Source organism: Nocardia coubleae NBRC 108252 (assembly GCF_001612805.1).
In the GTDB taxonomy this organism is placed as follows: Bacteria; Actinomycetota; Actinomycetes; order Mycobacteriales; family Mycobacteriaceae; genus Nocardia; species Nocardia coubleae.
Window position 1 is genome coordinate 193,937 of the sequence record NZ_BDBD01000025.1, and the last position, 14,934, is coordinate 208,870.

General features: G+C 65.2%; 8 protein-coding genes. 4 read left to right on the top strand and 4 right to left on the bottom strand.

Going from position 1 to position 14,934, the window contains the following annotated elements:
• Nucleotides 1-28: 28 nt before the first annotated feature.
• From NCO8_RS26045 to NCO8_RS26060, 4 genes are read left to right on the top strand one after another with little or no spacing between them, the layout of a single operon-like run.
• Nucleotides 29-805 carry a hypothetical protein gene (locus tag NCO8_RS26045; protein WP_067643104.1) on the top strand — a complete coding sequence of 259 codons (777 nt, stop codon included), beginning with the start codon at nucleotides 29-31 and terminating at the stop codon, nucleotides 803-805.
• Nucleotides 802-1,887 (top strand): hypothetical protein, encoded by a 1,086-nt coding sequence (locus tag NCO8_RS26050; protein ID WP_067643107.1) that lies wholly within the window; start codon nucleotides 802-804, stop codon nucleotides 1,885-1,887. Before NCO8_RS26045 ends, NCO8_RS26050 begins: the two co-directional genes overlap by 4 nt.
• Complete coding sequence (locus tag NCO8_RS26055; RefSeq protein ID WP_067643110.1) at nucleotides 1,884-3,347, top strand: hypothetical protein; 1,464 nt, start codon at nucleotides 1,884-1,886, stop codon at nucleotides 3,345-3,347. Before NCO8_RS26050 ends, NCO8_RS26055 begins: the two co-directional genes overlap by 4 nt.
• Nucleotides 3,347-4,654, top strand: a complete 1,308-nt coding sequence (locus NCO8_RS26060; protein ID WP_067643113.1) for an AAA domain-containing protein — start codon at nucleotides 3,347-3,349, stop codon at nucleotides 4,652-4,654. The genes NCO8_RS26055 and NCO8_RS26060 overlap by 1 nt, the downstream gene beginning before the upstream one ends.
• A 73-nt stretch (nucleotides 4,655-4,727) precedes the next feature.
• Here NCO8_RS26060 and NCO8_RS26065 read toward each other — a convergent pair whose 3' ends face one another.
• From NCO8_RS26065 to NCO8_RS31595, 4 genes are all read right to left on the bottom strand, one after another.
• Nucleotides 4,728-11,444, bottom strand: coding sequence for a DUF3320 domain-containing protein (locus NCO8_RS26065; RefSeq protein WP_084457482.1), 6,717 nt, complete (start codon nucleotides 11,442-11,444; stop codon nucleotides 4,728-4,730).
• Between the two features lie 67 nt (nucleotides 11,445-11,511).
• The gene (locus tag NCO8_RS26070; protein WP_067643119.1) at nucleotides 11,512-12,936 is read right to left on the bottom strand and encodes a serine/threonine-protein kinase; all 1,425 of its coding nucleotides are present in this window, start codon (nucleotides 12,934-12,936) and stop codon (nucleotides 11,512-11,514) included.
• A gap of 41 nt (nucleotides 12,937-12,977) precedes the next feature.
• Nucleotides 12,978-14,384, bottom strand: coding sequence for a serine/threonine-protein kinase (locus NCO8_RS26075; RefSeq protein ID WP_067643121.1), 1,407 nt, complete (start codon nucleotides 14,382-14,384; stop codon nucleotides 12,978-12,980).
• Nucleotides 14,381-14,728: a hypothetical protein gene (locus tag NCO8_RS31595; protein WP_157105107.1), complete on the bottom strand. Its 348-nt coding sequence runs from the start codon at nucleotides 14,726-14,728 to the stop codon at nucleotides 14,381-14,383. The genes NCO8_RS26075 and NCO8_RS31595 overlap by 4 nt, the downstream gene beginning before the upstream one ends.
• Between the last annotated feature and the right edge of the window lie 206 nt (nucleotides 14,729-14,934).

The window sequence follows — 14,934 nt, forward strand, 5'->3', positions numbered from 1 at the left end:
CACTGGAACTTCCCCATACTCTCGCCCCATGTCAGAAGCTGCGGAGCTGCTGGAAACCCGCATCAACGAACTGCGCGCGGCCGTCCGACGCGCCATCGCCGCCGGTGACCGCCTGGCTGCACGCCAGTTCCGCAACGAACTACGCACGGTCGAAACCGAATGGGACGAAGCAGTTCTCGGCCCCGACAACACACCCATCCCGGACCCGAATGTTCCAGTCCGCGAGCACGTTCACCGCGCCCTTACCCTGCTCGGCGCCCCATCGGCCCCGAAACTGGTGATGCAGGTCCACACCGCCTTCTTCTCCGGCGACCTGGCCCCCGCCCGCCTGACAAGCCTGCGCCGCGACGAGGAACGCTCCTTCCGCGCAGCACCTTTCGCGCGCCCCTATTACATCTCCGCCGCCCTCACCACCGACCTCCTCGCTCCCGCACGCGGACTCCTCGCCCTGAGCAGCTGGACCCTCCCCCACCGCATGATCGGCCCCCTGAGCCTGCGCGTGAACCTGCTGACCTCCGCGATCCGCCTGGCCGGCCACATCAGGGGCCAACCGGACATCACCCCGGACGGCATCCGCCTGATGTGGCGCCTGGCCAATTCCATCCCCGGCGTAACAGGCACCCCCGACTCGATCGATCCCGAAGACGTGAAGACCGCCGCCCAGCGCGAACTGGCGGTCCATGAAGAGAACGACGCATTGCAGCGGCAGCAGGCCGCGACCAGGGCGGCACAGCAGCTCGATCAGCCCGCCCAACTGTTCGGCACCCGGCTGAGCCTGGCCGCCTCACGAAAAGAGATGGGATGAAAGAACTTTCGGCCCGCCTGCAGGAGCTGCGCGGTGGTGCCCCGTCGATCCGTCACAATGCCCGTACCATCGCCACGCTCACGGCGAACCCCGGTTGCGCCCGCCGCGCGCTGCTCGACGCCGCCGCCGTCGACAAGGCCGTTGTCGCTCGGGAACTCGGCTATCCGCCGCAGTACGGCCAGTCGTCGTTCGCCATCACGCGCGGCAATGCTTTCGAGTCGATGGTCAAGGCGAACGGTTGCGCCGACCTGCTCGCGCTCCTGCGCGAGGTCCTCGATCTGACCATCCCCGAGGTGGCCTATCACAACCTCGAGGCGGTCGGCGAGAACGCCGGAAACGCAGTGCGCTATCAGCGAACCCGCCAACTGCTCGGACAGGCGCTCGACACCGGCGAAGGCACCCTGTTCGACCACCCGATGCTGCGCCTGGACATCGCGGGCGCACTCGCCTACCTCGAGCCGGATCTGGTCGCCCTCCAGATCGAGGGCAAGTTCCACATCGTCGAGATCAAGTCGTTCCCCATGATCGACGGTCAGGCCGACCCCGCCCAGGTCGCGGCCGCGGCCCGCCAGTCCGCAGTCTACGTGATCGCGTTGCGGCGCCTGCTCGAGGAATTGGGTGCCGACCCTGAAAAGCTCTTGTCGCACAACGCGATCCTGGTGTGCACGAAGGACTTCTCGAACCGACCCACCGCGACGTTCGTCGATCTGCGCAATCAGATCGCTGTCGTCTCACGCCAGCTGTCCCGCCTGACCTCGATCGAGTCCCTGCTCGAATTGGTCCCGCCCGGAGCGACTTTCGAGCCCGGGCCGCAATTGGACCAGGTGATCTCCGCACTCCCGGCCCGCTTCGCCCCCGAGTGCATTTCGACGTGCGAACTCGGCTTCGTCTGCCGCTCCGAAGCCCGTGCGTGCGGCTCTGTCGACGCCCTCGGCCGCGGCGTCCGCGACGAGCTCGGCGGATTGCACAACATCGACGACGTCCTCGCCCTCGCCCGTGGTTCGCGCCCGCCGACCGAGGACCAGGCCGACATCGCCGATCTGCTCCGCACCGCCCACCGCCTGCGTCAGGAGATCGCGTGAGCGTGCTGTCGGCCCTCGCCAAGGTGGAGGCGGTCGACGCGGGCCGCGCTGTCCGAACCGCGACCGTCCGGCACTGTCACCTCGCCGAACAGCCGCTTGTCCTCATCCCGCTGCACCTCGCGGGCGAGGCGGCGGCCCCGCTGGCAGTGCTCATCGGTACCGGCCCCGACAATCCGCGGCTCCTCGTGGTCCCGCAGCCACGCGACCGCGTCCTGCGCCTGCGATTCGCCGAGGAACTGGCGGAAATCCTGCTCCCCCACATCGGCCGATATGCCGACGACACCGAACCCGTGGTGATCGACAAGAAGACCAACGAGACCATCGACCGCTGCGTCGACGCCCCGCAGATCTGGGTTCCCAACCAGGCTGCCGTCACCTTCTTGAAGCTCCTCGGACGATCCCTGCGTTTCCGACGCACCGAAGGCGAAGACGCTGTCTCCCCGACGATCCCGCTCGTCGGCCGGTGGCTCACCTGGTACTGCGACCGCGCCGAACATCCCGGTTCCACCGCGCTGGCACCCCTCACCGCACACCTGTCCACGCACTGGACCACCGGCCAATCCGCCCTGGAAGACGCCAACCTCACCGCCCTCCTCGGCTGGATCGCACCGCCCGACAACCTGACCGGCCCCCAAGCCGCGGCCCGCGCAGAGGACCCGACCATCTGTCCCCCGGCCGGCCCCGCCACCGACCCCGGCTTCGACAACGTCGTCCTCGCCCCGCTGATCAACGCCTACGACACCGCTTCCGACGACATCGCCCGCACCCGTGCGGTCCAGCGACTCGAACAGGCGCTGCGAACCCAGCTGGAGCCCACGTGGAAGCTGATGTGGCAGGGCATTTCGCTCCTGCGCGCCCTCCCCGAGAGCTCGAGCGTGGCCACCCGCTGGGCAGAGGATGTGCGTTCCTTCTCCTACTACGCCGAGATCGCCGAAACCCAAGCCCAGTCACGCCGCGATTCCCCCACCTCCGCGGTCCGCCGCCTGCTCGCCCGCGAACAGGCACTCGAACGCCTCACCGCCGCAATGGCTTACGACGACCCCTACGTCATGCTCGAACGCCGACTGGGAGGCGAGGCGTGCCTCGCCACCGTCATCGACTCCGAACCCACACGAACAACGTTGAGCGACAAGGGAAAAAGCATCCTGCGCCCCTTGCTCCGCGTGACAACGACAGACCCGTTCACCCCGATCCCCGGCGAATCACTGCACAACGCTGCGGTCAAGAACCAGCAAGCCAAGGTCCTCGAGGTCGACGACGACGTCATCGTGCTCGAACTCAGCGGCGGAATGGGCCGCAGCACAAAGGTTCCCGCCGACGGAACGGTGAACCTCGCAGGCGACCGCATCGTCCTGGCCCGCTTCGGCCCCAACGGCAACTTCCGCGCCGCCACCCTCCCGCCCCCGGAGGAAACTCCCTGGACCCACGGCGGCCCACCGGAAACCGACGAGGAGAACTGATGTCCGCCGCCCACGCCGCTGATACCACCGTCACCAACATCCTCACCGACCTGGCCGACACCTCCCACAAGGCGATCGTCGTCGACTCACCGCCCGGCGCAGGCAAATCCACCCTAGTCGTGAAGGCCGCGGGTCAGCTCGCCCAAGACGGCACCCAGCGCATGATCGTCGCCCAAACCAACGAACAGGTCGACGACCTCATCGCCCGCTTGGCCGCCGCCCACCCCGACCTCCCCATCGGCCGCCTCTCCGCCCAGGACTACCGCCCCAGCGACCGCATCGCCCTCCCGAACGTCCGCGCCGCCGCCAAAGTCGACGACCTCGCCGACCGCACCATCCTCATCGGCACCGCCGCCAAATGGGCCACCCTCACCGAGGGCACCTGGGAACACGCCATCGTCGACGAGGCCTACCAGATGCGCTCCGAAATGCTCCTCCGCATCGCAGGCCGCTTCGACCGCGGCCTCTTCGTCGGCGACCCCGGCCAACTCGACCCCTTCGCCACCGTCGAATCCGACCGCTGGGCAGGCCTGGACTGGGACCCCACCCGCAGCGCCGTCCCCGTCATGCTCGCCAACAACCGCGACCGCCACATCCCCATCCACCGCCTCCCCGTCTCCTGGCGCCTCCCCACCAGCGCCGCCGACGTCATCTCCGCCGCCTTCTACCCCTTCACCCCCTTCACCGCAGGCACCGCCCCCGGCACCCGCCAACTCACCTACGTTACCCACGGCCTGCGCACTCCCCTGGACCGCTGCCTCGACGAAGCCGCCGACCACGGCTGGGCCCTCTACGAACTCCCCGCCCGCAACACCCTGCGCACCGACCGAGAAGCAGTGTCCGCCATCGCTTCTCTAGCCGTCCGCATCCTCGAACGCGGCGCCACCGCGACCTCCGAACAGGGCACCCACCCCGTCACCGCCGACCGCCTGGCGATCGGTACCGCCCACCGCGACCAAGCCGAAGCCATCCGCCTGGCCCTGCGCGGCACCCTCGCTGAGACGGTCACCGTCGACACCGCCAACCGCCTCCAGGGCCGCGAATACGACATCACCATCGTCTTGCACCCGTTGTCGGGCCGCCGCGACGCCAGCTCCTTCCACCTGGAGGCCGGCCGGTTGTGTGTGCTGGCCTCCCGCCACCGCCACGCCTGCATCGTGGTCGCCCGAGCAGGCATCGCCGACCTCCTCGACGCTTACCCCTCCACGGAACCTGTTCACTTGGGTGTCCCGGTCAAGTTCCCCGATGGCTGGGAAGCCAACCAATCCATCCTGAGTCACCTTGCTTCCCACCGCATTTCCACCTGAGATTTCGGGAGTGCGTCGGAACACGGCAGACGTCGATCAGCAGTATGGCTATCGGAGCGAACTCCCTAGCGGATCAGTGGACCTGCTCATTCATGAAGCTGCACCCCCCGCTGCCCTCGAGAATGACACCGGCCGCCACCATGTTGTCGACATCGAGATTCAACGTCCGGCGGATGTCGGGTCCCTGCCGGGTCCACCCGAAGACGCGGGCAACCTCGCGGATCAGTTCGTCGCGAGTTACGCCTACCGAACCGCGCAGTGTATGGGTGATAGCCAGCTTCCGTTCGACTGCGGGGATTAGTCCGATCTGCCGCGCACAGATTATGCTGGGTGTCCGTACGAGGTCCAATTCGATCCCCGGAATCACGAACGCCCCGTCTTCACGAGCCAATACCCCGCGCGCGACCTGTCTCGTCAGTACCGTCGCGATCTGACGTCGCACGACCGCCCCGGCCTTCGCGAGTCCCCAAGCACAGCGAACACGCGTCACCAGCAATTCCAGTTCTATCGGCCCCTCCCGCTCGACAACCGCCCGACAGATCTCACCGATCAGGTCGACGGCGTCTGGATCTTGCAGCGGAACAGTCCATTTGCGGTGTTTGTCCGCGAGTGCCGTATGGAGATTGTGTAGCTCTTGATCGGTGTATCCGTCGTACTCTTCGGTCCAGGGCAATCGGCTGACCGCGAACTGGAAATCCGTACTCGGTGCGTCCGGGATAAGGTCCGTAGCCGAATCTGGCGGCAGTTCCGGGGCAGCGGCGGTTGTTTCGCGCGTCTGATGAGGGTCGCGGGCAATTGCGGCTTCCACGGCGGAGCGAAGCCGCTCCAGCGCGCCACTGCGATCGCGATACCAATCGGTCGCCCACACGCGGTAGACGGTCCAGCCCAGGTTTCGCATCACTTCTTCGCGCAGCCGGTCACGGTCGCGGGCCGCTCGGGTCGAGTGATACATAGCGCCATCACATTCGATGCCCAAGGCGAAGACGCCTGGATGGTCCGGGTGCCGAACCGCCACATCGATGCGATATCCGGCCACTCCCACCTGCGGTACCACATCGTAGCCCCACCCGCTGAGCACCTTTGCGACGTCCTGTTCGAACGGACCGTCGAGTCGGCGGCTCGGCCCAGCCCCGGTCGCCGTCAGCATCTGCGACCCGGCTTCAGCGAATTGCAGGTAGCGCTTGAGGTGCCGGATACCCTTTTTCGTCGTGTCCTGGAGATCCCCACCGTAGAACGACGCCACGAGTTCGACTCGCTGACGCGCACGGGTGACCGCCACATTGAGCCTTCGCCAGCCGGCGTCGTTGTTGATCGGGCCGAAGTTCGCGTGGAGTTTTCCTGCGGAATCCGGGCCGTAGCCGATCGACAGGATTATGACGTCGCGCTCGTCACCCTGCACCGATTCGAGGTTCTTCACGAAGAATCCGTCCAGGCGGTCATCGTTGAAGAACGCTTCGAGATCGGGCCGACCGGCGCGCGCAGCGGCGACGGCTGTTTCGATTGCTTCAGCCTGTGCTTTTGACAACGCCACGACACCCAAGGTCAGCTGCGGTCTAGTTTGGACGTGGTGGATCACCCGTTCGGCGACAAGGGCCGCTTCCCCTGGATTGTCTCGACGGCCGCCGCGGTCGTACACCCCGTCGGATTTGAAGAATTGGACCCCGATGTCCGGGCCGCTTTCATAAACACCGGGAAAAGTCACCATGCTGTTGTCGTAGAAGTCGTGGTTGCTGAACGCGATCAGGTTTTCGTGCCGACTGCGATAGTGCCAGCGCAAGGGCAGACCCCGCAGCACGCCACTGCCTTTACACAGGTCGAGCACCGACTCGAATTTGTCGACACCCCCTTCGGCCCATTCATCGTCCCCTGCTTCCCCGGTGACACTGAAGAACGAAGTGGGTGGTAGCTGCTTCTGGTCACCGGCAACAATCAGCGAACCAGCGCGGTACAAGGAGTTGGCCGCATCTTCCGGAAGGACCTGCGATGCCTCATCGAAGATGACGACGTCGAACCGGAAGCCTGGCGGCAGGAACTGGCTGACCGTCAGCGGACTCATCATGAAGCACGGCTTGATCAGCCGAACCACCTCGCCACATTCATCGAGCACCTGCCGGACCGGCTTGTGCCGGGACTTCTTTTCCGCTTCACGGACAATGGTGCCGGCCTGCCCCATCGTGATATTGGTTGGCCTGGCCTTGTTGACCTGATCGATGATCTTGCCGGGCGCGTTTCGAATCAGTGCGCGGTCACCGTCGCGAAATCGATCGACCAAGCGGTGGCGCTCGTCGGCTCGTGTCGGCGAGAGCCGCTGGTCACGTTCGAGATGCAGGTTCACCCACGCGGTGAGGACTGCCTTCTCCAGGATCAGGGGAAGCTCGGCAACCGGCATTCCCTCTTGTGCCACCGATTCGGGGACGTCACCGAGACCGGCCGTCGCCAGGGCGGCGGCGGCTTCTGCGTAGCGCCGCCACGCTCCCGGACCGTCAGCGTTGTCGGCGAGTTCATGCAGCGTCTGCGCCGCACCGGAAAGCGAGGTACCCAGACGTTGTTCGACCTGCCCACAGTGCCGATCGTCGAAACAGGCAGCAAAGGATTCCCGCAGCCGTGTCCACTCTGCTCGGTCGTCGAAGAAAGTGGTCTCCGGCGCAAGAGTGCGTATCGCTTCGGCCACAGCGGCCGAAACAGGAGGCAACCCTTCCGTGGACGTGCTCGTGTGCCCCCGCCCGTAGTGCCGGACATCTGCGGCGCGCCGGACGCTACGAGTCCACCCGACCGCATTCTCAATGCTGTCGGAATCAGTCGTGACGCCGGTGAAGAGGTCACCGAGCAACTCCCGCCACCGCTCGCTTTCGACGACCAGGCTCTCCTGGGCCGCGCGGGCCTTGCCGACGATGTCGGCGATGCGCCGAGCCTGCGCCAGGTTGATCTTGATTTCGGTGCCGATGACGCGCGACACGGTCGAGGTGAAAGCGATGGCCTGGCGGAACGGTTCGGTATGAGCATGCAGCCAGTCGATCGCGGAGGTGAACGGCAGCGCCTGCAGTGGTGTGGTGGCACCGTGCTCGGCGGTGCGCTCGACCCACGTGTCCAGCGACATCGAGATACGTTCAGCCTTGGACACCAGATCGGGCCGCGACGGAGTCCCGTCAGCGAGGACTGCGCACAATCTTGCCAGCCGTGCGGGGTCGGCGACAGCGTCGGGCGCACCGCGAACGATGACCTCGGCCGTAGTCAGTGCGTCGGTCAGCGCCCGGGTTCCGCATTCCTCGATCGAGGCATACCGTCCGAGAATTCGATTCTGCTCGACAGAAGCAGTTGCGGTAGGCGACGATTCGGCCTTCTTCAGCAACTCCCACATGGCTTCGAGTCCAAGACCCGGTTCCGGCACGGTGGCGGACAGCCGTCCGCAATCGGTGTCAAGTCCCCGGTACCACGGTCCCAGCAGGCGCCGGTCGAAGGTTTGCCTGCTCTCGAATTCGACGGTGGCGCGCTGCGCATCGTGCGCGCAGCGAACCATCTCGCGCGCGCCGGACAGGGTCAGATTGGCAACGTCGCCTTCGCCGTCTGCCGGCACCGCACTGACAGTCTCGATCAACGCTTCCGCGCGTTCGAATGGATCCACATGTGCCCGAAGCCATCTCGCGACCTCGCCAGCCGTCTGACCCGAGAGCTCGACGGCCACCGCTGCCAGCGGAGCACGAGCCGACTCGGCCTCCCAGGCTTGCAACCCGGCCACGATTTCGGCGCGCCGCTCGACCAGATCAGGGTCGGTGGCTACACCATCGGCAACGGTAGCCGACAGCAGTTTCCGTGCACGGTCGTCGTCGGCACCGATCCCCGCGAGCTCCAGCACTCGCTGTCCCTGGGTCAGCGCTGCTTGCGCGGCGGGAACGTCCGGTCGGCCACCGGCGACGTATCGGCCGAGTAGTTCTTCGTGCCCGGCAGCGATCGAGTGGTACCTCGTATGCGCGTTGTGCCACTGCAACGCGGCCGCCAAGTGTTCATGCACGTCCTTACGCCACTTCCCTGCCGGGGTGAAAGCGCCGATCAGCTTGCGATCTGCGCGAACCTGCTTGGAGAACGCACCACCGAGGCCGGGCGGGGCCTTCTGCAGGCGTTCTATAGCGGCAACCGTCTCGGGCGAGGCGAGAAGATCTTCGGTGAAGTGTTCTGCCCCCACGGTCCGAGCTGCCGTCAGTTCCGACAGCGCAGCACTCAGTTCGTCGACAGCCTTCTGTACTTTCTGGATCGCGCCGCGCTGAAACCAGGTGGGCAGAGCACGATTCGCGACCTGCGCGAGATCGGCGAGCTCCACCAGCCGCCCGAGCTCACACACCGGGACCGACGCGTCGATGCCGAACTGCATTGCCACGGCTTCGGCTTGGCGGGCCACCGAATCGAGGCGTTGACTCAGCAGCTCGAATCGTCGGCGATGTTCGGCCGACCGCGCGGCAGTGAACCCTGAAAGGACGATTCCGGTCGGTGTGAGCACCGCGAGTTGTTGCTCACTGATAGGCGCCGCCTCCGACAACGTTGCAGGCAGCGCGACCCAACGGGAACCTAGCCCGGCTGCGGCCCGTTGCTGAGCGAAACGGACGTCTGCGCATTGCGTCGAAAAAAGCTGCAAGGCAACAGCAACCGTCGACACAGCCGCGGCCTCGGCACGAGCGAGTCCACCTGGCTCCAGCATCGCGGCGGGTGGCGCATTTTCGGTGACGGCGAATCCGGCGAGTTCGCCGGCGGTCCGTGCCTGCGCCACCGTTGTCGGCGCGGTGATCCCCATCGTTTCGGCCAGCCCGGTCAATGCCTCGACCAACGACTCGAGATCATCGGTCCAGGTCTGGAACTTTGCCTGCAGTTCTTTGAGATATGGGACAGCAAGATCGGCGGGTTCGATACCGGCCGGTGTCAGCGCCGTCAGTGCGCGCTCCCCCGCGGGCTTCTCGGGGTCCAGGGACACCGGAAGTTCTTCCCATTGAGAACCACCGACTTGGTGCGCCTTCGTCCGTGCGGTTTGCACCTCGTGGAGAAGCCCGCGGAACTCGGCCACTGGCTGTTCGACCGCATGGTCGAATCCGCTTGCTGTCAACCAGAATTCGGGCACACGAGGCCGGTCGGCCAGCAGGTTGATCAGCTTACCCAATCGGTCCAATCCGGCATCGTCGTCGATAGGGCCGGTTTCCGGAGCCATCGCGCCGAACACAGCGACAACTGCCCGCAAACGATCAAGCGCCGCCGCAGCCTGCCGACGGACGACATCGGCACCCTCGGGTATCTGTCTGACGCCCTTCCATGGATAGCCGGGATCGTGTACCACCGCGTGCGTCTGCGCGATCGCCGCCGCGTGGTCCAGAATCTCGGTGAGCACCCGACGATCGAGCAGATCCAGCGGGAACGGCCGCCCGCTACCCCGCTGGACAGCAGCGGTGACGAGATGGTCCGCCTCGGGTACCTCCGTCAATTCGCCGATCCGCCCGATCACATCGTGGATCGAAGACTCGAACGGCATGCGGGCCGCGTTCATCGCCTCGGCGTAGGCACTCAGCGAAAATCTGTTGGTACGCAGTTCATCCAGAGCTTCTAGCGCCAATTTCTTCGCGGCGGGCGCTTCGAGCAGGGTTCGTCCCAGCTCCTGCGCGACCGCCTTGCGTGAGGTGTTGTTGCTGTGCAGAGCAAGCACATATGAGTCGAGGCCTACACCCCGAAGGCGATTGAGCACTACGTCGAGTGCGGCTGCCTTCTCCGACACGAACAGCACCGAACTACCCGAATGCAACAGGGCCGCGATGATGTTGGCGATGGTCTGGCTTTTTCCGGTACCCGGCGGACCGTCGAGGACGAAGGAATTGCCGCCCACCGCCGCAGCGACAGCTTGCCGCTGCGACGCGTCGGCGTCGAGGACCAGCGGGACGTCTTCAGGTGGGAAGGCTTCGTCGATCTGGTCGAGCTCGACCGGGTCGAAACTGAACCGGTCCTCGGGTATCCGCGCATCGGGTCCCAGCGCCACGGCTCCGAACAAATCGCTGGCGATGACCTGTGCCTCGTTGTCGAGCAGGTCCTGATACATCGCTTCCTTGTGCGAGGCGAAGATGCCGAGCACCATTCTCGGCGAGACGGTCCACAGCGGCTTGTGGCGCACCAGGCTCTGGGTCGCTGAGAGGACGCCGGGTACATCGGTTGGCTCGTGCGTGCCGGCCACTGCCCACTCGAGGTGCATCTGTCCGAGCTTGATTCGCAGTGCCGGGTTGAACCGAGGTTCGTCATCGGTGTTGAGTTCGAGCAGGTATTCACCACGTTTGTCACGTCGGATCCGCACCGGGATCAGGATCAACGGTGCGTCGGTTCCACTCGTGGCGTTGTCTTCGCGCCAGTCAAGCATGCCGACCCCCAGCTGCAACGTCCACAAGCCGTAGTCGTTGAAAATCTGGGTTGCCTTGCGGTTCAGCGCCTTCAGAGTGGAATGCAACGCCTTGGTCGTAGTCTTCTCGGTGATGATCTCCGAGCCCGTGAGCGTTCGCTGACGCCGGCCGGTGCGAACGGTATCGTCGGTCACCTCGTCTTCGTCGGCGTCGGGCAACGGCGCGAACCGGATACCCCGCTCGAGCGCAGCGATGATCGTGTCCGCGGCAGGTGCGGACAGTTCCAGGGAGGACGTTCGCGTGGGCTTGTAGTTCAGGAGCCGATTACGGCTGCTGAGGTCGATCAGCGACTCTCGCCACTCCTTCAGCACTGCGGTCAGTGCACGCCGGTACTCACCGTCATCCGTAAACCCCGAAGTACCCACATCCACCTTCGTTCCACCGCAGCCGTCACTTCCAAGCCGAAACAGTGTGACAGACCGGAAAGCTCGAGACGGTTCAAGTAGCGCGAATGTGGGTAATCTGAGCGCCGATATCGATCACCCGCTTGTCGTCGGCACCGTAGCGCGCCAGCATCTGTCCGTGTAGCCGTCCGAGTTCGGCAAGGGCGTCACGAACCTGCCCCAAATGAACTTTGCAGCCGGCAAGTTGACGGCGGCAGTACATGGCCTGTTCATCGTAGGGTCCTCGCTCGGCCGTGAGATCGTCTACGAGACCGAGGAACAACCCGGCTGCGACCGGGTAGTTCCCACTCTCGAATCGTAGATCCGCCAACTCGATTCTGGCGTCGAACACATCGACATCGCGCGAGCCGAGCGCGAGTTGCGCAGCCTCGAGGACGTGGCTCAGCTCCTGGATGGCCTGCTGGTAACGCGATTGGTCGGCGAATTCGCGAGCACTTCGCATGGCGGCCCGGATCTCACCGCGACTGAAGGACTTGGTGGTTTCGGGCGCCGACACAGACGGTGCGAAAGTGGACTGGGCGTCGGCAACCATAGTGGGTGCAGTACGGGATGCAGCGGGCGCGCTCACCGCCCGGGCATACATGTGGACCGGGCTGTGCCGGTCGCCGACTTCCGGTAGTACTGCGATCTGGGTCGCGTGCCGGAGCAGCACGTTGTGTACTGTCGCCGCGTCTTCCGGCCGATGGCTGGGCATCTTCTCGACCATCGACATGATCAACGACGCCATCTCGAGTGGTGTGTCTCCCCGATCGAGGCGAATGTCGGGAGCTGGAGTATGGACTTGGTCTCGCCACACCACATACGGATTCGATCCTGTCATCACCCGACGCCCGGTCAATAGCTCGTGCAGAACCAGCCCCAGCGCGTAAAGATCTGTCTGAGGGACGATTTCATCGCCCTCGATCTGTTCGGGCGCCATGAAGGCCGGCGTCCCAAGCGTCTGACCGGTGTTGCTGTATCGGGTGAAGTCGCCGTCCAGTGCTACCGCCAGACCGAAGTCGAGCACCTTGACCGTGCCGTTGTCACACATCATCAGGTTGGCGGGCTTGAGGTCTCGGTGATAGACCCGGTGCCGGTGCGTCGCAGCGAGCACCGCCGCGGCCTGCGCACCCAGCGACGCGACGACGCCGATCGGGAGCGGTCCCCGGTGAGCGAGCAGTTGTTCCCAGGTCCGTCCCTCGACGAATTCCATCACCAAGAACGGCCGATCCGGATGACCAGGGTGAATCCCCGCATCATGAATCGTCGGCATGCCAGGATGGCTGACCCCGGCCATCAGTTCTGCCTCCCGATAGAACCGTTTGGTCCACTCCGGGCCCGCATCGAGATTCGCACTGGTCAGTTTGAGCGCGATTCGTCGTTTGAGGTTGCGATCGAATCCCTCGAAGACCTGGCCCATCCCGCCGGCCCCAACTGATCGAACCAGTTCATACCGGCCAGCCACTACCTGCGGTTGCACCGCCGCTCCTTCAGTCGCCCGGTCGAGTTCACCCGTCTCGGCTATCGATTCCCAGCTCGGATCTGAGCGATCATCTCAGCCAACTGCCCCACCCTCGGATCATCCTCCCCGTGCCAAGCAGCCAACTGCTCGTGCAGCCGCCGTAATCGAGTCAACGCCGCACGCACCTGCCCGTTGTGCACCTGGCAGTTCGCCATTTGCCGCTGACAGAACATCACTTGGTCGTCGTAGGGTCCCCGTTCGGCGGTGAGGTCGTCTATCAGTTCGCTGTAGTGAGCGATGGCCTGCTTGTAATCCCCTGCCTCCATGCACAGATCAGCCAACCGCACCCGAGCGTCGACAACGTCGGCATCCCGCGCACCGAGTTGCGGCACTGCAACTTCGAGCACAGTGTTCAGCTGACCGATGGCCGGCACATACCGTGATTCGTCGGCGAGATCGCGCGCCTGCCGAACGGCCCGCTCGAGGTCGCCACGAGTGAAGTCCGACTCTGCCGGGGACTTCGGGGCACGACGATGGTGGGTAGCTGCCGTCCTCGTCGCTGCCGAAGCGCCGACCGCTGTCGCGTACAACCGAGTAGGACTGGTCGGATCGGGGTTTTCATGCAGCCCGTCCAAGGCGCCCACATAACGCATCACCACCGAGTACACGGCGGTCGCATCGGCCGGACGGTGCGTGTGATCTTTGGCGAGCATGCTCGTGATCAGCACGCTCAGCTCCTCGGGTACGTCACCGCGCGCGTGGTGGACCACCGGCGGGTCCGCATTGATCTGGTTGATCATGGTGTCGATCTCCGAAGCACCGAGCATGGCTCGCACCCCGGTGAGCAGCTCGTACATGACCAGCCCGAGCGAATACAGATCAGTCTGCGGCACAACGGTTTTCCCTCGCACCTGCTCGGGCGCCATGTACTCGGGCGTCCCGATCCCCGATCCGGTTCTGGTCAGCCGGGTCTGGTTCGCGTCCATCGCGACGGCGATTCCGAAGTCCAGCACCTTCACCGTCCCATCGGGACAGAGCATCAGATTCGACGGCTTGAGATCGCGATGGAAGATGCTGTGGCTGTGAGCTTCCGCAAGCACCGCGGCGGTTTGCGCGGCAATCGATGCGACCGCCCCGGTGGACAGGCTCCCCCGCTTGGCCAGAACGCTGTCGAGCGTAATCCCGTCGATGTATTCCATGATCAGGAACGGCTGTTCGGGGGGACCGGCGTCGATGCCCGCGTCGAAGACGGTTGGCATCCCGGGATGGCTCATTCGCGCCATCAGTTCGGCTTCCCTGACGAAGCGCCGCTCCCACTCTTCGCTGTCGGCCAGACCGGGATGGATGAACTTCACCGCGATCCGTCGTTTGAGCTGCCGGTCGAATCCTCGATAGACCTGCCCCATCCCACCTCGACCGATGATTTCGATCAGTTCGTATCGCCCAGCGACGATGCGCGGCGTCATGTTGTCGGCCCCGGTGACAGCCGGCCTCCAGCGAGCCCGGCGATTCCCTCGCGAACCAGCCGCTCGACCGCGGACCGCTGACGCCGCCACGCGTCGTCGAGCGCCATCAGCTCAACAACACTGTCGCCTGTCAGGCGTTGCTCGGCGAGCGGCATGCGGGGAAAGCCCACGGCGAACAGATCCGACAGCTTGCCGTCTTCATTGTCCGCCGCGGCTTGTAGTACACCGGCGAGGAATCGGTGGTCGACCACTCCCGGGTTGGCCCGCACGAGCGCCACTCGCGGCGCAAGCAGGGCTGAAACCGCGCATACCCGAACGATTGTCGGGCCACTGCCGGTGACCACGAGGACGTCGCCGGGTCGGGTGGTGACCGCACCGGGAACGCTGGGGTCGCCCGATGTGGACGGCGACCTGTCGACCCGAATATCCTTGGCGCTCAACATCGGACTTCCGGTGTCGACGGGGAGGAGTGTGGGCGGTGATTCGAGTACCTCTACTGCGCCCGCCCCGACGAGCTCACCGATCGTCACTGCCGGCAGCACACGAGGGC